The organism is Dysgonomonas termitidis, assembly GCF_042654545.1.
GTDB lineage: Bacteria > Bacteroidota > Bacteroidia > Bacteroidales > Dysgonomonadaceae > Dysgonomonas > Dysgonomonas termitidis.
On the sequence record NZ_JBHSGN010000072.1, the window covers coordinates 100837 to 121621 of the forward strand.

Sequence of the window (20785 nt, forward strand, 5' to 3'; positions counted from 1 at the left end):
AAAAATCATGAAAAAAATAATATATACAGGCTTTATTATATTAGCGTCCTTACTGGTTTCCTGTTCAGATTTTTTAGACAAGGACCCTTATGAAGACCCGAGTGCGGAAGCTCTGACCGATAAAGAATCCGCTATTGCCCTCGTGAATGGGGCATATCAGCCTCTACAGCGTCCCAAACTGTATAATATGCGTATATGGACACTGGATATTGTTGCCGGCAATAGTGAAGTAGGAGCCGGAGGCGGTACTGACGGGATCGAGACTGTCGACCTGGCCAATTTTGTAACCACTACCGATAATGCCGCGGCTCTGGATATATGGCGCGGTCCAAATCCCGGGATTCTGTATTGTAATACGGTACTGGAGAATATCCCTTCCCTGGATATAGACCAGACATTGAGAAACAGATGTATCGGAGAAGCGAAATTCTTAAGGGCACATTATTATTTCATCCTCGTACAATTGTTTGGCGATGTGCCATTGGCAACCAGCACACCTAAGCCGGGCGATAACCTCAAACCTGCCCGGACAGACAAAATGACCATCTACAATGAAGTAATCATCCCCGACCTGAAAGAAGCGATCGAACTCCTGCCTGTACGGGAGGAATATTCGGGAAGCGACATAGGCCGTGCATCTAAAGGCGCGGCGGCGGGTATGCTGGCAAAGGTTTATCTGACATTAGGAAAATATAAGGAAAGTCTGGAAATGTGTAATTTAGTGGAAAGCCTCGGTTATACACTGAATCCTGATTATAGTGGATGTTTCGGAGGCGAGGCTAAAAATAAAAATACAGCCGAATCTCTCTTCGAAGTACAATACTACGGACTGACAAAAGCTGGTTTCTGGGATGATGAAAACCAGGCTTGCTGGCTGAGTACATACATGGGTCCCAGAAACTCGGGATGGGTAGGCGGCGCTTACGGATGGAATCAGCCTACTCAGGAATTTACAGACCAGTATGAGGACGGCGATTTGCGAAAAGATAAAACGATCCTTTACGAAGGCTGTCTATCTTTCGACGGAAATACATATAAATCGAATATGTCAAATACAGGATATAATGTCCGTAAGTTCTTAGTGCCTCTTTCGGTGTCAGCCGATTACAATACAAATTCAGCAAGCGTTATTGTATTGCGCTATGCCGATGTGCTACTGATGAAAGCCGAGGCTCTGAACGAACTCGGGCAAACTTCCGACGCGGAAGAACCGCTTTATCAGGTAAGAAAGAGAGCAGGGCTGGCTAACCGTAGTGATGTAGAAGGACTGACACAAGATGAGATGCGGGATAAGATCAGACATGAACGCCGCATCGAATTAGCATTTGAAGGGCATCGCTGGTTCGACATGATACGGTGGGACAATGGACGGTATGCTCTCGACTTCCTGCATTCTGTAGGCAAAATAAACGCCTCACAAAAACATTTGTTGTTTCCTATTCCTCAGAAAGAGATAGATACAAATCCAAACTTAAAACAAAATCCGGGATATTAATTCTTAAAACATTGATTATCATGAAACCATTCAAAATAATAGGACTATTAACAATGTTATTGCTCGCCTGGTCTTGTACCGATGAGGATAATACTGAATATAATAAAGGCGGCCAGCCATTGGTTGTCAGCGCGTCAAAGGAGTCAGTAGAACTGGATGCTTTGAATCCGTCTTCAGAAGCCATAAAGTTCGCATGGACATCCGGCACAAACAATGGAACGGGGCTGGCTATAGATTATGTTTTCCAACTGGACAGGCAGGACGGTGATTTTGAAGATGGAATATCACTGGAAATAGGCCGTAATATTTACGAAAAATCATATAAAAATGAAGAGCTGAATGACCTGCTTATCGAAAAATTCGGCATGGCGCCATCTGCCGGAGCCACATTCCAATATCGTGTTATAGCAAAAGTAGCTTCAGAAAATATTGAATCCCAGATTTCGCCGGTACAGGCTATAAATATTAAAACCCATAAGCCTATTACCAAAACATTGTATATAATAGGCGGGGCGGCGCCGAACGGATGGAATGCCGGTGATGCCACCGAGATGAAACCCGTTACAAATACACCTAAAGCCTTCTCCTGGACAGGTGCACTCTCTACCGGGGAACTCAAGTTTATAACTACTTTGGGAGAATTCCTGCCTTCGTACAATAAGGGTGAAAATGAGACCAAACTAGTGCTTCGGGAGACAGATAATGATCAGGACGATAAATTTGTAATTACAGAAGGTGGTACATATACTATCAAAGTAAACCTGATATCAATGACTGTCAGCATTACAAGGGGAGAAGGCCCTGAATTTACCGAACTGTGGTTTGTCGGTAATCCCAGCGGCTGGTCATTCAAACCGATGACCGTTGACCCGCTCGATCCGTTCGTATTCCATTACAATGATGATTTATCCGCCGGCGGTGATTTTAAGATAGGGACAGTTGCCGGAAGCTGGGATGCCGTATTCCTGCGTCCTGTAACAGACCAGCAGTCGGCAGGGACTAAACTCGATGTGGATAAATGGGCAGGCGATCCCGATTATAAATGGAATATTTCCGGCGGTGTTTATAAGATAAGGCTCGATACCCGCGATATGAAAATAGATATTGTACCTTTTACGCCTTTTGCCATGATTTATATGATAGGAGACGCAACTTCCAGTGGTTGGGATATAGCTAATGCCGCGCCTATGACGGTCTCATCCGATCCGTATATATTTACATGGACAGGGACTTTAAATACCGGAGAATTAAAATTCACACTGGATAAACAGAGTGACTGGAACGGCGCGTGGTTCATTGCCGGTGAAGCAGATAAGAATCCGACCGGAGAGGTAGAAAACATAGTTTACAACTATCCGGGAGCAGGTGCAGACTATAAGTGGAGAATATCCGCGGGCGGAACATATACAATTGAACTGAACCAGTTGAAAGAAACTGTTATAATCAAAAAACAATAATAAAATTTATGGTCGGGGTGTATCAAAAGTATTTTTAGGTTCCTTTTTGTCATGTTGAACAGAGTGAAACATCTTGTTTCCGGAGAGCCGGGATTCTTCATTTCATTCAGAAACAACGTTCGGCAGTGTGAAGCGGAGCCAATGACAAAGAGAGTAACACTTTGATAGTGTATTTTTACTTTTGACACACCCTCACTACTTTAAGATGTTAAGACATGAAAAAAACATATGCATTCGTTCTATTTTATTTATCGGTTTTTCTATATAGTTGTGAAGACTATTATGACACAAATAATGATCCCGTAATATATGGTGAAACTTATTTCAAAGCAGATCTGAATACGGATAAAGCCTGTTATAAACCGGGCGAATCCATTCTTTTCACTTTGAAGGAGAAGCCTCCGGGAAATGTAAAAATCAGATACTCGCACCTGGGAAAAGTGATTTCTGAAGATGCCTTATCGTCTACTTCGTGGAGCTGGACTCCCCCATCCGATGATTACAAAGGATATATGGTCGACATTTATGAAGTTATAGACGGCAAGGAGAAGATATACCAGAGTATCGCTGTGGACGTATCGTCAGACTGGAAGAAGTTTCCCCGCTATGGATTTTTGTCTTCATACGGCAAAATTTCCGGAAGTGAGATACAAAATAATATAGAAACGCTCAACCGTTACCATATGAATGGCATCCAGTTTTATGACTGGATGCATGATCATCAGCGCCCCCTTGCCGGAACTGTTGAAAATCCTTCAGCTTCCTGGCCGGATCTCATCGGGCGAATATGCTATTTATCCACCGTTAAAGGATATATCGAGGCGGCTCATAATAAAGGGATGAAAGCCATGTTCTATAATCTTGCTTTCGGGGCCTTAAGTAATGCCGCAACAGACGGAGTAAAAGAAGAATGGTATATATTTAAAGACCAGGATCATTCCGAAAAAGACAATCATCACCTCGATGCACCTTTTCGCAGCAGTATTTACTTGACAGATCCGGGTAATACGGAGTGGCAGAATTACATGGCGGGCAGGAATAAAGATATTTACCAGGTGTTCGACTTTGATGGTTATCATATCGACCAGTTGGGAAACAGAGGAACCGTTTATGATTACAATGGAGATATTGTAAAACTTGACGAGATGTATATGCCGTTCATATCGGCAATGAAACAGGCTAATCCTGATAAACGATTAGTTATGAACGCGGTCTCCCAATACGGACAGCAGAAAGGCATCGCCAAATCCGATGTTGATTTCCTTTATACCGAAATATGGGATGAATCCAAAACGTTCGAACAACTATCACAGGTAATTCTGGACAATAACAATTATAGCGAAAATACAAAGGCTACAATTCTGGCCGCATATATGAACTATGCCAGGTCAGGCAATACCGGCTATATCAATACTCCGGGGATATTGTTGGCCAATGCCGTAATATTTTCATTTGGCGGGGCTCATCTGGAACTGGGAGAACACTATCTGGCAAACGAATATTTCCCCAATTCCAATCTGCAGATGAAGTCGGAAACAAAAAGAGCCCTTACACATTATTACGATTTCCTTGTCGGTTATCAGAATCTGTTGCGTGACGGAGGTGATTTTTCATCCGTCAATATCCAGTCCGCCAACGCAAAAATTTCCTTCGGGAGCTGGCCGGCATCGCAAGGTAATGTAGCCGTATCAGGCAAAAAATTTGCGGAAAGAGAAGTAATTCATCTGATTAATTTCACCAATGCAAGCTCTATGGAATGGCGTGATACAAACGGGACTCAAAAAGAGCCGGCTTTAGTCACCGATATACAGGTAAAAATAGGGGCATCTAAAACAGTGTCAAAAGTATGGCTAGCTTCACCGGACATCAATGGCGGAGTTGCCAGTAATCTGGAATTTTCCCAATCCGGAAACGAAGTCTTAATAACGATCCCTACGCTCAAGTATTGGGATATGATAGTATTGGAATATTAATCAGGAAAAGGTTAGAAGGTTATGATAAGAAAGGTTTGGTTATTTATTACAGGTTTAGTACTTTCTTCGGTAACATTGGTTGCCGGGGAATGTATTTCCTATACGAAAAACGGGAATCAGGTCATTTTCAATGGCAAAGACGGTTCAAAACTGTCTTTGACAATAAACAGCAGTTCTGTGGTAAAAGTCTGGTTCGACCAATCGGGGAAATTTATACGGAACAACGAATCATTTGCCGTAGTAAATGAGAATCTTGAAGATATAGGTAAAATAGATGTGAATGACGAACCGTCATGCTATGAGATCTTTACATCGAAGCTCCGTATCAGGGTAAATAAGAACCCGATGCAGTTACAGATATTCGACAAATGGCAAAAGCTGGTTTTCAGCGATTTTAAGGACAAAGGGCATATGGCTGATGCAAAAGCCGTAAAAGCCTTCAAAGTATTGCGTAACGATGAACAATTCTTTGGCTTGGGAGAAAAAACAGGCCCGTTGAACCGTCGCGGACGCTCTTACAAGATGTGGAACAGTGACCGGCCCTGCTACAGTGTTACGGAAGACCCTCTGGCAAAGAGTATCCCTTTCTTTATGAGCAGTTATCATTATGGTATATTCCTCGACAATACATATAAGACCGAGTTTAAGTTTGGTACCGAATCAGACGAATATTATTCATTCGAGGCCCCGGACGGAGCGTTCATCTATTATTTCATTTTCGGGAAAGACTACAAAGATATACAGGAACAATACATTGACCTGACCGGTAAACCGATCATGCCGCCCAAATGGGCATTAGGCTTCGCCCAGTCCCGCGGTCTTTATACAAAAGAAGCGCAGGCGCTGGAAGTAGCCGCTGAATTCCGCAAGCGCAGGATACCCTGCGATATTATTTATCAGGATATAGGCTGGACACAGTATCTGCAGGATTTCGAATGGCGTCGGGGAAACTATACCGATCCTAAAGGAATGCTGAAAACATTAAAAGAACAGGGCTTTAAGATGATTGTCTCGCAAGACCCTGTCGTTTCGCAGGCGAATAAGAAGCAATGGGAGGAGGCCGATAAATCGGGCTACTTTGTAAAAGATATCCGCAATGGCAAATCGTATGATATGCCTTGGCCATGGGGAGGAAACTGCGGTGTTGTCGATTTCACTATTCCCGGAGTTGCCGACTGGTGGGGCACTTATCAGCAAAAACCGATAGACGATGGCATCAGCGGCTTTTGGACAGATATGGGTGAACCTGCATGGAGCAACGAAGAAGATACAGACCGCCTGAATATGAAACATCACATCGGCATGCACAGCGAAATACATAATGTATATGGCCTCACATGGGATAAGATGGTAAAAGAGCAATTCGAAAAACGTAACCCGAACCGTCGCATTTTCCAGATGACACGCTCGGCCTATGCGGGCCTTCAACGCTATACATTCGGCTGGACCAACGATAGCGGGAACGGCAACGATGTACTGGAAGGCTGGTCCCAGCTCGAAAATCAGGTGGCAGTAGGGGTGTCTGCCGGATTAGGTGGCATCCCTTTCTGGACAACCGATATATCGGGCTATTGCGGAGATATTACCGACTACAATGCCATGGGTGAATTATATACCCGTTGGATGCAATTTGGTGTATTTTGTCCTTTAAGCCGTGCCCACCACGAAGGGGATAACGCGGTAGAACCCTGGATGTTCGGCGATGTAGTAGAGAAAAACAGCAAAGCCGCAATAGAACTGAAGTACCAGCTATTCCCATATTTGTACACCTATTCCCGCAAGGCGCATGATACAGGGTTGCCGATAACAAGGGGGCTGTTTATGGAATATCCTAACGATGCGGAAGCCGTTAAAATTGATAACCAGTTCATTTTTGGAGAAGAAATGCTGGTAGCTCCCGTATTGAAAAAAGGAGAACGGGTAAAACGGGTTTACCTGCCCGACGGGGAATGGATAGACTTTAATGATAAAAAGACTGTTTATCTGGGTGGCCAGACTGTCGCATACCGCGCGCCGCTAAATACAATTCCGATCTTCGTAAAAAAAGGCTCTGTTATCCCGATGATGCCTGTTATGCAATACATACACGAGAAGAAGGATTATCCTTTATTTATCCATATTTTTCCAAATTATGAAGACGAAACCGCAAAATTTGAACTATACGAAGATGAAGGTGAGAATCTCGACTATCTGAAAGATGTTTATTCAAAGACAAATTTTGCCTGTACTACTTTTGCCGATAGTTTTTCGACAACTGTCGAGCCTGAGGACAAAGGCTTTAAACAATCCGAAAAAAGGAATATTGTTCTCAGGTACCATCTGGATAAAAAGCCCGGTACGGTTTCTGTGGATGGTAATGTTACCAGTAATGTAGATGAAAAAATAATTCTGGAGAAACTGGAAAAAGATTTCGCGTCTCCGGAATGGTCCTGGAATGAGGTAACAAAAGAATGCTGGGTGAAGATACCTGATAAACGAAAATCCGTAAATATATCAATCAAATAAGATAAATATGAAGAAAACACTTATACTATTGGGCGTTTGCTTAATAGCGGGAATAGCTTTTGCTCAGGAATTAAGGTCTCCGGACGGGAATTTGGTTATGAGATTTTCCATACAGGATGGGGGAATACCTACTTATCAACTTGATTACAAAGGTAAAGCTGTTATCAAACCGAGTAAATTAGGGCTTGAATTAACAGGGAGTACTACCAAAGTAGAATTCGGAGCCGAAATGGATATAAAATCCGAAAACAAAGACCCGAAGACATCATTATACGATAATTTCGAGTTAGCCGGCACGGAAACAGCTGCTTTTGACGAAACATGGCAGCCCGTATGGGGTGAAACCAAAGACATCCGTAACCATTATAACGAGCTGGCGGTCACTCTCAACCAAAAAGGGACAGACAGGCAGATGGTAGTACGCTTCCGTTTATTTAATGAAGGATTAGGTTTCAGATACGAATTTCCGCAACAAAAGAACCTGATTTACTTTGTCATCAAGGAAGAACGTACCCAGTTTGCCATGACCGGAGACCACACAGCGTACTGGATACCCGGAGATTACGACACGCAGGAATATGATTTTACAACATCCCGGCTGTCGGAAATAAGGGGATTGATGAAGGGAGCTATTACTCCTAACGCGTCACAGACTCCTTTTTCCCCTACAGGTGTACAGACTGCATTACAGATGAAAACAGATGACGGTATCTACATTAATCTGCATGAGGCGGCACTAATAAATTATGCCTGTATGCACCTGAATCTGGATGACAGGAATTTTGTATTCGAATCGTGGTTAACTCCGGATGCCGGCGGCACAAAAGGCCATATGCAGGCTCCGTGCAATACCCCCTGGCGCACAATCATAGTAAGCGACGACGCAAGGGATATTTTGGCTTCCAATATCACCCTCAATCTGAATGAGCCCTGTAAAATAAAGGACACGTCATGGATCAAGCCTGTTAAGTACGTAGGTGTATGGTGGGAAATGATTACCGGAAAAAGTGAATGGTCATATACCTACGATCTGCCGGGTGTACAGCTGGGGATAACTGATTATTCGAAGGTAAAGCCTCACGGAAAACATGGCGCAACTACCGAAAATGTAAAGAAATATATTGATTTTGCGGCTGAAAATGGGTTCGACGCCGTATTGGTCGAAGGCTGGAATGTAGGCTGGGAAGACTGGTTCGGAAATTCTAAAGACTATGTTTTCGACTTTCTTACCCCCTACCCCGATTTCGACCTGAAAGGAATACGTGATTATGCCAAAAGCAAGGGCGTGAAGATGATGATGCATCATGAAACTTCAGCTTCAATCCGTAACTATGAACGCCATCTGGATGCTGCATATAAATTTATGAACGAAAACGGGTACACATCGGTGAAGTCCGGCTATGTAGGTAATATAATCCCACGAGGAGAGTATCACTACAGCCAATGGTTAAACAATCATTACCAATATGCTATAGAGAAAGCCGCAGAACATAAAATCATGGTAAACGCACATGAAGCGACCCGGCCTACAGGACTTTCCCGTACATGGCCTAACCTGATAGGCAACGAGTCGGCCCGGGGTACAGAATATCAGGCTTTTGGCGGCAGCAAGCCTAGCCATGTGACAGTACTTCCCTTTACCCGCCTTATCGGCGGCCCTATGGATTATACACCGGGGATCTTCGAAATGGACATCGAAAAAATCAATCCAAACAATAAGTCACATGTAAACAGTACTCTGGCCAATCAGCTGGCACTGTATGTAACGATGTATAGCCCCTTGCAGATGGCGGCCGACTTTCCGGAACACTACGGACGTTTTACCGACGCCTTCCGGTTCATAAAGGATGTGGCACTGGACTGGGACGACAGCAGGTACCTCGAAGCAGAACCGGGAGAGTATGTAACAGTCGCCCGTAAAGCCAAAGGAACAGGCAATTGGTTTGTAGGAAACGTGGCAGGGGAAAATGGATTTTCTTCTAACATCGTTTTTGATTTTCTCGATGAAGGAAAACAGTATGTCGCAACTATTTATTCTGATGCAAAGGACGCCCATTACAAAACCAATCCCCAGGCTTATGAGATAAGAAGAGCTATCATTACAAATAAATCCCGGCTGAAACAATACTCCGCGCCGGGAGGAGGTTACGCGATAAGTATTGTTCCTGTAACAGATAAAAAACAGTTGAGCGGATTAAAGAAGCTCTAACAGATCCGGTTAACAATTAAACCTGAATTTATAGATCCCCAAGTCTTTCGGCTTAGGGATTTATTGCTTTGTAAAGCCCTGTATTTAACTCCCGGATCTGAGACACCGTCTGCCATCTCCTTCACTGGAGTATCCCGGCCTCTTCTATGCCTTATATACCCGCATTGCCTTTTAGTACAAGGGCATTTACACGATTGCTAAATTGATTACATATTTGCATCAATAAGGCAAACACGCGAAATTAAATATTTTTGAAAAAGTTTATCTATATATGTAGATATTAGTTCTTTGAAATATTGATTAAAGCAGTTACGAGTTACTTCACCCTTCGGGCAGTTACGAGTTACAAGTTGGCTGGCGTTTTGTTTTGTTTCACGCAAAGACGCAAAGGCGCAAAGTTCTACATCTTACGAGTTGTTGACTGATGACTGTAAATACTGTTACCTTTGTTACCTTTTTGGAGAAAGATACGAGAGAAAGGTTGTTAACTACTCTCTGACGGGATGCTTCGTTTCCCTCAGCATGACAGACCACGATACTGTTTACTGATGGCTGTTTACTGTTAACTGATATATCTGTTACCTTTGTTACCTTTTGGGAGAGAGTGTGTCAAAAGTAATTTTTGCTTTCTGTTTACATACACTACGCTCCTGTGACCGTTGGTTGTCATGTTGAACGGAGTGAATTGCAAATCGCCGAAGCGAAGGCGAGGCAAACATCTCGTTTTTGGAGGGTCGGGATTCTTCATTGCATTCAGAAACAACGTTCGGCAGAGCGAAGCGGGCGTTATTTTCTGCTGTCATCCTGAGTGAAACGAAGGATCTCCTTCGATTTAGGAGATGTTTCACTTCGTTCAACATGACAAAGAGGATATAAGAATCTGCAAGGAAAAGAATTAGCTCCGCTGACCGTTGGTTCTTAATTTTTCATTCTTAATTCTTAATTGTTTTCCGTGTTACCTTTGTTACCTTTTAATAGTTACAAGTTACTTCGCCTTTCGGGTAGTTACGAGAAAGGCATTGTTAACTGATAACTGTTTACTGATAACTGAAAAGTTACCTTTTAATTATATATAGTTAACAAATACAAAAATCGCGAGATAAAGACAGAAAAAAAAGTGTCAGATATGTCAGTTTTTAACATTAAGAAATTAATAAAAGTTAATTTAACTAATAATTATAACAGCCAATTTCTGACGCGTTTCCCCTGTTACGGCAATGATTATTTTAAATAAATAATTATCTTTGTTATCAATAGAGTAAAACCACTTAGTTCATTTAATATCCACACATTTTCATGTAATGGAAATCAAAATCATAGACAATCAATGATCTCAAATCAGGAAAATGCCTCCCGCTGGCTGGGTAAAAAAATAGCCGAGGCGAAAGGGGCATATATTTCAGCTTCGTTATTTACGGTTTTAAGCGCGGGATGTTTTGTTGTTTTTTGCTGGTACCTGTCGGAATTCGCCGCTTTGTGGCTGAACGACGGACAGCTTCGGCCTAACACCCTGCTGTTGGCGCTGGTATTTCTCACAGGCAGATATATTTTTGCCCATTTCGCATCGTTGTTTAATTATAAGGCCGGAAATATCATCGTTTCCAGGGTCAGGAAAAAACTTTATCCGATATTGCTTAACAATAATCAATCCGACTCCGTATCGAGTACCTTATTCGTTACCCGGATAAGCGAAGACCTAAAACCCTTTTACGCTTTTTTCATCCCTTACGCGATGGCGTCGCTTCTGGTGAGCGGGATGCTTCTGGCAGTCAGTTTCTGGATGGAAAAGTGGGTTGGTATCGTGCTTTTGGTTTCATTAGTGGTCATCCCACTGCAAATGATCGTTATCGGCGTGGGTGCGGAAGCTCTTCATAAAAAACACATCAATCTTTTCCTGAAATATTCAGCAGTTTTTTACAACCGTCTCCAGACTATCGCCGAAATTGTCAATTTAGACAACTTCAAACCGCAATACCGTTTCCTGTCAGGGAAAAGCAAGGAGTTGAACAAAGCGACTACCAATGTGATGCGCGTAGCCATTCTGTCATCGGCAGTACTGGAGTTTTTTGTTACAATCTGTATCGCTATCATTGCTATCTATTTGGGGATGAGCCTACTTGGTATTATGACAGGACCCAATTACGGAAAAGGTTACGATTTTCGTACCGCATTATTTTTGCTCACTATTTCGCCATATTTCTTCTTTTACCTGCGAAAATTCGTGAGCGCCTATCACGACCGGAACAAAGCTCTGGCATCGGCAAAATTGCTGATACCCCTACTGAACGAAGATACAGATATGCCTCCGGCTGATGTGAAGGAAGAGTTTGGCTCTTTTGAGATCAATGACCTGAACTTTGCTTATCCCGATTCTCCGGTAAAAGTTCTGCATAACATCCATCTGAAATTACCTGCGAAAGGGCTGGTACTGGTGAAAGGTATTTCGGGTTCGGGGAAATCTACACTACTGAAAATATGTGCCGGAAGCCTGCCTGCACAAGACGGTACAGTTTCGGTAAACGGGAAAGACAATGCATGGTCGAAACAATGGTTGAAAGTGAACTCGTCGTATATGAATCAGTTTCCTTTCATCTTCGACGGAACGTTGCAATACAATGTTTTCCTCGATAAGGAAGCGGGTGGAAATAACCGTTATCCTGAATTTTTAGACAAAATTCTTGCCAAGAAAGAAGATGGTTGGCAAACCGCGTTAAGCCACAACGGTAAACAGCTATCAGGCGGGGAAAAACAGTTGGTTACGCTTGCACGCATGATGCTGCATCCTAAGCCAATAGCCATTCTGGATGAGCCTACGGCAAATCTGGACGCCGATACGGCAGAAGTTATTCTTTCGCAAATTGTAAAGTTGTCAGAAAATCAGCTGCTCATTGTAGCATCACATGAGAAAATGTTCGATGCTGTCGCTGATACAATCGTGAATTTAAACTGGGGAGAACAAATGAATTATGAATAAATTTATAGTAAAATATATATTACAGCCCTTAGCGGGAAAATGGTTGCGGGGCTTTTTCCTGTTGCTCCTCTGGACGGTGGCATTCATAGCCCTTCCTGCTATCTCCGGATGGTTTCTGGCTATTTGTAGCGTAGTATTCATTACTGCAAACACTACATTCTCATATCTGGTTCCGTCAGCTATTATCCGTTTATCGGCACTGTTCCGGACGGCTATGAGGTATTTCGAGCGGTTAGAAAACCACAAAACCACACTAGACGCCCAGCAAAGCCTGCAATTGAAAATATTCCAGTCGGTAGCCAAATTTCCCTATTTCAGGAAACAGGTCAACAACAATTCGGCGCTGCTCGAAAACAGCACACACGGTATAGACCAGATACTGAACCATATTCTTCTGTGGATACTGCCGTTTACCGCGCTCATACTCTCACTCAGCATCTACTTTTTCTTCCTTGCCGTATTCTCACATACCATAGCCATAGAATTTCTGGTTTCATCCGCTATTCTTCTATTTATTGTCCCTCAATTAATTTTCAGGAAAAACAGAAAACTTTACGGGGAACTGAAAGTGCATCGCGAGGGTAACAATCAGGCTCTCATTGAGAGCTTCAGGGGCCGGATAGAAATCTCGAAATACGGGATGGAAGGGAAGGCTATCGCACAATACGAACATAGATTGTTACAACTCGAACAGTTGGAAGAGAAACTGCAAATCAATTCGTTCTGGCTGCAACTGATTGCCGGACTGGGATTTAGTTACATTGCCGCATCCTTACTCTGGGATTCACACAATTACGATATAGATGCACCGGTAGCTATCGGAATTTTCTTCGGTATCATGGCGCAGGCCGAATTGGCAGAAATGCTTTTTTCGGGAAAATCTGAAAAAAGTGCGGTTGCACGCCAGATCAAAGATGTGGACACAATTATCAAACAAGGAGAACAGCCTGTGGAAACGGTGGAAATTCATTCCGGCATGGAAAGTCTGAACTTAAAGAATTTCAGTGCAAAAATACCTGAAACATCCGTGCGTACCAGCGAAGTGTCGTTAGAGATAAGAAAAGGTGAATGGATTGCGATCTTCGGTGAAACAGGGAAAGGAAAAACCACACTCCTCAACAGTCTTTTTCACCCCGAATATCGCCTGAGCGGCTCACTAACGTGGAACGATGATACGGAATTGCCGCGCCTGCCTGTTCCCGAATGCATTTATGTTACCCAGAAAGCTTATTTACTTACCGGAACACTGCGTGAAAATTTTGAGGGTTACCCCGATGAAGCGATTGAACAGGTATTGGAAACCGTCGATCTGGAAAGTTGGCGTTTGTCGCTTCCCGATGGACTGGCTAGCTGGCTGGGTGAAAACGGCGAGATATTGAGCGGCGGACAACGAAAAAAATTGCTGCTGGCACAGGCTTTGCTCAAAAAACCGCAACTGTTGGTCGTAGATGAACCCACGGCCGGTATAAGCTCCGAGAACGCGATTGCCATTTTCCGGAATATCAGACACCGACATCCCAATATTTCCATTCTGATGGCTACGCACCTGAAAGATTTTGAATATGTAGCCGATAAAGTGATAAGGCTTTAGGGCTCAAATTTACAGGGAGTAAAAAAGCTCCGGAGGGAAAAAGCACGAAATCTTGCGGCTTCCCGGTTCATACATAATAAAAGAGGAGCCGGAAAGGCATTTGAATACCTTTCCGGCTACAATATAAATTATTTCAGATGAAATACAGGAGAATATATTCCCTGATCGGCACCGGCAGTCCAAACGCAAATGCGGCCAAAAAGAGTAGCAGCATTATTTGCCTCATCGTTTATATCGAATGAATAGGAAAGAGAGCCTGTTTTAGCGTCAGCACCAGTGTAATCGATGCGGTCTATCCTGATATCATCGTCTACAAACTGAGTCCTGTTCACCAATAGTAAAATACGCTCTATCTGGCGGTTCGTCACAATTTGGTTGACAGTGAAAGTAGCAGTCACCTTTTTGCCTGATAGTTTCATATCGGCATTGGTTATTGTGAAATAAGGGGTTACCTCCATATTTTGCACAGTATTACCCTTGACAGTAATGTATGTGGTATCGCGTGAATTGACCCAAGGGCCATTGTTATCACGGGTCACCATCTTGTATTCTCCGTCAAACAATCTGGCGGAGAAAGAGCCGTCCTGGGTTACGAATACTTCAATAGGTGTATAATTCTGGTATCCACCCTGATATAGCTGCAAACGTACCCTTTCATTCGTGCCCCGCACCTGTATTGGTTCGCCTTTGTAAACGACTTTGCCGGCTAATAGAGATTCAGGGGCATCGTAGTTGTCTGTTCCGCAAGAAGTAAGTAAAAAGAAGAACAGCACTGCCTGTAAAATTATTGAAAATGATATCTTCATTTTAATCATATTATTTAATTATTGATAAGGATTCTTCTTCAATTTCGGATTTTTATTTATCCAACCTTGATCTATATCTGCATAGTAGTTCCGATCTTCAAAGTGCATATTGTTCGGGTATAGAAAGTTCATATTGACTTCTTCGAAGAACCACTTTCCATTGTTAGGATCGCCGGGAGCTACTACCAGGTAAGGATATAACCCTCTGCGCTTAGCTGTTTCGGCCTGCCTGTTCCATAACTTATCAGCCAGACGCCAGCGCTTCATGTCCCAGTAGCGTTGATCTTCGAATGCGAATTCTACGCGCCTTTCGTGAACGATGTTGTCGAATGTTACAGTAGCTAATGGTTTTACACCAGCACGTTCGCGTACCTTATTGATGTATGGCAGGGCATCATCAGCCTTATTGGTCTCTACCAGTGCTTCGGCGGCAATCAGATAGGCTTCAGCCATACGGAAGTATGTACTCCATGTGTCAGAACCGGTGAAAGTTGATGCTGATGGATTTTCATCAAGAAACTTAAGGATGGTAAATCCGGTCTTATTTACGTTTATATCGTTAGACATTATAGGTCCGTTGACAGAAGTTACCAGTTTCCCATTTGCATCTTTATCTCCCATATTGTCGAAGGACGCCGCAACCTTTCTCCAACTGCTTCCGTCTTTTACCAACTGTCCGGCTTGTAAAACGATCTCCGCTCCGCCGAAGAAAGAACCCGGATATAAGACAGTACCTCCCAGACGGGGATCTCTGGCTTCGAAAAGTTCGGTAGGCGTATTATAAAATACGGGGCTTGCAATAGTTCCGATATTGAACTTCGCACCTTGTCCGGGAGTTGCCGTATCAACAGGTTCAAATTCTTCAACCAGATTTAATAATACGGACAAATAGCATGATGTGGCTTCACCGGCAATAGAGCGTGGAATACAGTCCTTAGTATAATAATGTTTACTGTTAGGTACCAGATAGTCGCGTGACCATATTACCTCGGTATTGTTTGATTTCACACTGACTGCTTCGAAGAAATTCCGCGCTTTGTTGTCGTTCTTTCTTGCCTGCAATACATACGGACTGTTTTTCACCACATCGTCGGCAGCAGCAAACGCTTTCTGGTAATATGCAGAAGCTTTACCGGCATCGATACCTACAATACCACCCTCGACTGTCAGATTGGGATGAGTTACATTATATTTTGCCAAAGAACCTGCATATAAAGCGGCACGGGCTTCAAGCATTTTAGCTGTCCATTTATTGGCACGGGCCGAGTTCACATTGGTGGTTACAGGCAATGCACCGGCTATTTCGTTACATTCCTGAATGATGTAATCATATATCCCGGCTTCCGAAGAGCGAGGCAACTGCATCGTTGTAATATCCATGCCGGGAGTATAATCGAACACTTGATCTCCTACAATAGGCATTCCACCCAAACTGCGGGCTGTACAGAAATAACACCATGCGCGGAGGAAACGGGCTTCGGCGATCAATGGTTTCTTTTCATCTTCGCTTAAGACCGCGGTTGCTTTAATACCTTCCAGAAACTGGTTGATATTCCGAATTAGTGTATAGTCATATACCCTCCACCAATTGCGGTCAAAAGAATTAATCTCGTCCCTGTTGTGGCGGACGGCTTCGTCCAGAAACGAAAAATCATTTACTGCTCCGCCGGTATTCTGCCCCCATGTAACGCGTCCATAGAAGTTGGCCAGTGTGGTTTTTATAAGCTTGGGATCGCTGAAAACCTGGTCATTATTTAAAATTTTGTCCGGCTCCTCATCCAGGAACCCAGAGCAGCCTGTCAGTGATACAAACAGTAGTGTTGCTATCAGTATTATATATTTCTTCATGATTTCTTAAAACTTAAGATTTACACCTATATTAATTACGCGCATGGTAGGGTATCCCAAACCGTTGTCATCCTGTTGCTCGGGATCAATACCTTGTACATTGCTCAGGGCAAACAAATTGCTTCCTGCTACATATAAACGCAGACTGCTGATGTTTACTTTCGAGACAAGACTTTTAGGGAATGTGTATCCGAATTCCAGATTTCTTAATTTCAAATACTTGACATTTTTCTTCCAGAATGTACTTCCCCAATAGGTATTATCTCCGTTACGGTCTTTGAGTGCCATCGGATATTTTCCGGGAATAAGCGGACTTTTCGCATCCCATATATCAGATAAACTCCAGCTGTCTTCTAATAAGAATTGAGGGCTGTTACCGTTGTTCTGGAAAGCCCGCGCCTGCTCCCATTGTTGAAAATAAGTAGAGAATAACGATCCGGAAAAGTCGACGGCAAAGTCAAAGCCTTTCCAGGCTGCTCCCAGATTGATACCATAGTTGAATACAGGAGTTGCATCCTGGCGATAACCTATCGGACGTTCGTCCATACCATTGATTACTCCGTCTCCATTCATGTCCTTATATTTTACATCACCGGGCATAACGGTTCTGTTTCCCTGGCGGTCGTTATCGATAGGATAACCTGCTATTTCTTCCCAACTTTGGAACTGCCCGATGGCTTCTAATCCCCAGTTCAGATATCCGTAACGTTTTACGATACTGTTCCGGTATTTATCCCATGAGTTTCCTCTGCGGTCGTCGTAGCGTTCCCAGTCATAAAAGCGAGCGTATGTAGCATTAACTCCGACATTATAGGCGAAATCGTTCACATTGTCGCGCCAGCTTATCATACCGTCTACACCTTTGTGTGCATTAGAGTTCAGATTTTCGTACGGTACATCGAATCCTGCTTCGGAAGGAATTACAACATCCCACCTACGTTCCGGAATGCCTGTTTGTATGCGGCTAAAGTAGCTTACCTCTGCTCTTAACCGGTTGTTAAGGAATCCGGCATCAAAACCGACGTCCAGTATCTTCGCTTCCAGCCATGATAAGGTTTTTACAGGGAGTCCGCGGGCTTCCGAGCCTTTAATATACTGGCCGTCGAGAACAGCGCCTCCTCTGTCAAAATTATAACCTGACATATAGTCGAATGCACTGTAATTAGGGGTATCATCATTACCAACCAGACCATATGAACCGCGAATTTTCAGATAATCGAAAAATCCGGAGATTTTGCTTTCTTTCCAGAAGTCTTCTTCCGAGATTCTCCAACCTACAGAGGCTGAAGGGAAGAATCCCCAACGGTCGTTAGGCGGAAACTTCCATGAACCATCGTAACGGCCGGAAAGTTCCACAAGATATTTTTCCGCGAAGTTGTAGTTGACTCTACCAACCCATCCCATCCGGGCCTGAGGCTGATCCAGCGATTCGGTAAACTCTTTTATCTCATTCAGGTAAATATTTTCCATATTATTGGCAATAGGAGTAGACACCACCCTTGTGTGAGGATTTTTACGCTTGATAGTTTCCAATCCGGCAACAGCATCCAATGAATGTTGTCCGAATTTTTTCTCGTATGCCAACTGGACATTCGACGTCATTTCCGTTACTTCTTCATGTACACGTTCACGGTATGGCGTATTCATGGTATAGTCCACCAGATATTCGTCGGTTTGCTTGTCATACCTGAATAGGTCGTATGTATATTCGTGGTTATTGAACAATTTATTGGCGTAATAGTAGCTCACCAAAGCCTTAGCTTTCAATCCCTTGATTATTTCGTACTCGGCATTGGCATTTACCTGCATAACACGCCAGTCCTCAGTCATTTTACCCGATTTGTCGTAACTCAGAATAGCAAAATTCACCTGCTTGTCATCCGATGTAACCTGCGGATAATTAGGGTTGCCGTTAGCATAAGGACCTACTGTCGGTATGTTTCTCAATACGGCGAAACGCGGTAACCAATAGTCGTCTCCTCCCGGTACACCCGGATTGACACGTGACTCGAGACGCCCGTTAAAACCTGCACCTATTTTGAGCTTGTCAGTTACCTGAACATCCAGATTCATCTGGGCGTTGGTACGTTTAAATCCGCCATAGTTGCGGACAGTCGCATCCTGGTTCAGATGGCCGACAGATACATAATAATTTGACTTTTCCGACCCTCCGCTCACATTCATATCCACATACGATTGCGGTGCAGAACCCCAGATATAATCCTGCCAGTTGAAGCTCTGGTATCCAGGCTCCGTGCCTGCCATCCATTTGCCATACTCTTCGCGGGTATATCTGCGTTGGTCTTCTCTCATGCGGCCCTGCGAGATGAGCATGGTTTCTGATTGTACATACTTGGTTACATATGTTTTTGCGTCAGCAGGTTCTGCAAACTTAAAGTTGCTTTGCCATCCGTAATATCCGTTAACGGATACGGTATTCTTCGTATTTCTTCTACCTCTTTTGGTTGTTACCACGACAACCCCGTTGGCTGCCCGCACCCCGTAAATAGAGGCGGAAGCATCTTTCAATACCGAAATGCTCTCGATATCGTTGAAGTTGATGTTGTTAAACTGCCCTCCGTCGGACTGGATACCATCGATTACATACAGCGGATTACCCATGTTACGGATGCTGATTTGAGTGCTTCCTCCGGGACGTCCGTCTGTCTGGCGGGTATTCAATCCCGGGATTTTTCCGACCAAGGCTCCCGAAACCGTGCTGGCAGACGACCTTTCGATGTCTTTGGAACCGATAGTCGAGATAGCTCCGGTAAGAGTCGCTTTCTTCTGGGACAAACCGAAACCGGTTACTATAATTTCATCCAGAGACTGCGTGTCCTCCTTCATCTCCACCTTTATATTGTTTGTATTGGCTACACTTACAGATTGTGTTACAAACCCAAGATAAGATATTTCCAGAACCGCATTTGTATTTACCTCTAATGTAAAATCACCGTTTACTCCGGTTATTGTTCCGTTTTGCGTGCCTTTTTCTTTGATAGTTGCACCGATAACAGGTTCTCCTGTAGCATCAACTACAATCCCCGTTACACTTTTCTTTTCCTGCTGGAAAACGTTAGTTTGCAATAGGGCTTCTGAACTTTTCGCATAGGTATTATTAGTACCCATAACAGAAGAGAGCATCGCAAATGATACCAGGCACAGCCCGATTTTCCATTTTCTGCTCTTCCAATTTAATGCATGCTTTTTTTTACTCATAATTAATTAAATTAAAGAATTAATATACTTGGCTATTTTTTGTCTTTTTCCATATACGAATGGCTTTCTCATAGAATATTTTTTTGTCTTTTATCATTACACTTGCAGATTGCCCGGACAAGGGCTGCAGAGGATACACCCGTCGCATTCCAAGGGCTGTTAGTAACTAACCCTGTCTATATTCAGGAGGAGGACCTGTCAATACGTTCTTTTTCATGTTTATCTATTTTTAGGAAGTATAAATAGTATTATTGAGAGCAGGAATCCGGAGAATGCAGATACCGGTACTATCCTGTTATTTTTTATTTTCCGGATTAACAAGATTTTGATTCATTCCTGATTATGTACTTATTTTATCTGTATCTTTTGTTATTAGTGTCAGCATGGAAGTAGAACTAAGTATCAGGCAAAAGATCGTAACCCTTTTTGTAAGAAGCTTTACAATGTCTTTCATAAATTAAGATGTTAATAATTATTACTTAAAAGGCTAAGAATAGAAAATGGCTCGGACATCAGCATGATTCGGTTATTTTCAGTATTAAATTCTTTCAGGAATAGGTTTTCTGGTAATTATTAATTGTTTTCAACGCAAAAAGCCTTATTCCGGGAACAGGATGTTCGCCGGAATAAGGCTTTTATATTTAAAAAGTAACAGGTGAATATTATCTAAAATATCCGTCCTGTTGTTTTTTATTCTTTTTTTATCTA

Annotated in this window: 10 protein-coding genes; 7 read left to right on the forward strand and 3 right to left on the reverse strand. The window is 43.1% G+C overall.

Going from position 1 to position 20785, the window contains the following annotated elements; genetic code table 11:
* Positions 1–7: 7 nt before the first annotated feature.
* The 7 genes from ACFO6W_RS11635 (at position 8) to ACFO6W_RS11665 (ending at position 14204) form a co-directional block, all read left to right on the forward strand.
* Positions 8–1495 carry a RagB/SusD family nutrient uptake outer membrane protein gene (locus ACFO6W_RS11635; protein WP_379996570.1) on the forward strand — a complete coding sequence of 496 codons (1488 nt, stop codon included), beginning with the start codon at positions 8–10 and terminating at the stop codon, positions 1493–1495.
* Between the two features lie 20 nt (positions 1496–1515).
* Positions 1516–2952 carry a SusE domain-containing protein gene (locus ACFO6W_RS11640; RefSeq protein WP_379996572.1) on the forward strand — a complete coding sequence of 479 codons (1437 nt, stop codon included), beginning with the start codon at positions 1516–1518 and terminating at the stop codon, positions 2950–2952.
* 215 nt (positions 2953–3167) lie between these two features.
* A complete protein-coding gene (locus tag ACFO6W_RS11645) occupies positions 3168–4925 on the forward strand; it encodes an endo-dextranase (protein WP_379996574.1) in 1758 nt (585 codons plus the stop codon).
* Between the two features lie 21 nt (positions 4926–4946).
* Positions 4947–7430 (forward strand): glycoside hydrolase family 31 protein, encoded by a 2484-nt coding sequence (locus ACFO6W_RS11650; RefSeq protein ID WP_379996576.1) that lies wholly within the window; start codon positions 4947–4949, stop codon positions 7428–7430.
* Between the two features lie 7 nt (positions 7431–7437).
* On the forward strand, positions 7438–9639 hold the full coding sequence (locus ACFO6W_RS11655) for a glycoside hydrolase family 97 protein (protein WP_379996578.1): 2202 nt from the start codon (positions 7438–7440) through the stop codon (positions 9637–9639).
* A 1327-nt stretch (positions 9640–10966) separates the two neighbouring features.
* Positions 10967–12613, forward strand: coding sequence for an ATP-binding cassette domain-containing protein (locus ACFO6W_RS11660; RefSeq protein WP_379996580.1), 1647 nt, complete (start codon positions 10967–10969; stop codon positions 12611–12613).
* Positions 12606–14204 (forward strand): ATP-binding cassette domain-containing protein, encoded by a 1599-nt coding sequence (locus tag ACFO6W_RS11665; protein WP_379996582.1) that lies wholly within the window; start codon positions 12606–12608, stop codon positions 14202–14204. The genes ACFO6W_RS11660 and ACFO6W_RS11665 overlap by 8 nt, the downstream gene beginning before the upstream one ends.
* A gap of 128 nt (positions 14205–14332) precedes the next feature.
* Here ACFO6W_RS11665 and ACFO6W_RS11670 read toward each other — a convergent pair whose 3' ends face one another.
* From ACFO6W_RS11670 to ACFO6W_RS11680, 3 genes are read right to left on the reverse strand one after another with little or no spacing between them, the layout of a single operon-like run.
* Positions 14333–15010, reverse strand: coding sequence for a DUF3823 domain-containing protein (locus ACFO6W_RS11670; protein ID WP_379996584.1), 678 nt, complete (start codon positions 15008–15010; stop codon positions 14333–14335).
* An 18-nt stretch (positions 15011–15028) separates the two neighbouring features.
* Positions 15029–16858 carry a RagB/SusD family nutrient uptake outer membrane protein gene (locus ACFO6W_RS11675; protein WP_379996586.1) on the reverse strand — a complete coding sequence of 610 codons (1830 nt, stop codon included), beginning with the start codon at positions 16856–16858 and terminating at the stop codon, positions 15029–15031.
* A 6-nt stretch (positions 16859–16864) separates the two neighbouring features.
* Entirely contained in the window at positions 16865–20077 is a 3213-nt protein-coding gene (locus ACFO6W_RS11680; RefSeq protein WP_379996588.1) for a SusC/RagA family TonB-linked outer membrane protein, read from the reverse strand.
* Positions 20078–20785: the final 708 nt, after the last annotated feature.

What these genes read in the sequence shown, in the direction of transcription:
- ACFO6W_RS11635 (WP_379996570.1), top strand. Translation starts at nt 8, where the DNA reads ATGAAAAAAATAATATATACAGGCTTTATTATATTAGCGTCCTTACTG.
- ACFO6W_RS11675 (WP_379996586.1), bottom strand. Translation starts at nt 16,858, where the DNA reads ATGAAGAAATATATAATACTGATAGCAACACTACTGTTTGTATCACTG.
- ACFO6W_RS11680 (WP_379996588.1), bottom strand. Translation starts at nt 20,077, where the DNA reads ATGAGTAAAAAAAAGCATGCATTAAATTGGAAGAGCAGAAAATGGAAA.
- ACFO6W_RS11640 (WP_379996572.1), top strand. Translation starts at nt 1,516, where the DNA reads ATGAAACCATTCAAAATAATAGGACTATTAACAATGTTATTGCTCGCC.
- ACFO6W_RS11655 (WP_379996578.1), top strand. Translation starts at nt 7,438, where the DNA reads ATGAAGAAAACACTTATACTATTGGGCGTTTGCTTAATAGCGGGAATA.
- ACFO6W_RS11670 (WP_379996584.1), bottom strand. Translation starts at nt 15,010, where the DNA reads ATGAAGATATCATTTTCAATAATTTTACAGGCAGTGCTGTTCTTCTTT.
- ACFO6W_RS11660 (WP_379996580.1), top strand. Translation starts at nt 10,967, where the DNA reads ATGATCTCAAATCAGGAAAATGCCTCCCGCTGGCTGGGTAAAAAAATA.
- ACFO6W_RS11650 (WP_379996576.1), top strand. Translation starts at nt 4,947, where the DNA reads ATGATAAGAAAGGTTTGGTTATTTATTACAGGTTTAGTACTTTCTTCG.
- ACFO6W_RS11665 (WP_379996582.1), top strand. Translation starts at nt 12,606, where the DNA reads ATGAATAAATTTATAGTAAAATATATATTACAGCCCTTAGCGGGAAAA.
- ACFO6W_RS11645 (WP_379996574.1), top strand. Translation starts at nt 3,168, where the DNA reads ATGAAAAAAACATATGCATTCGTTCTATTTTATTTATCGGTTTTTCTA.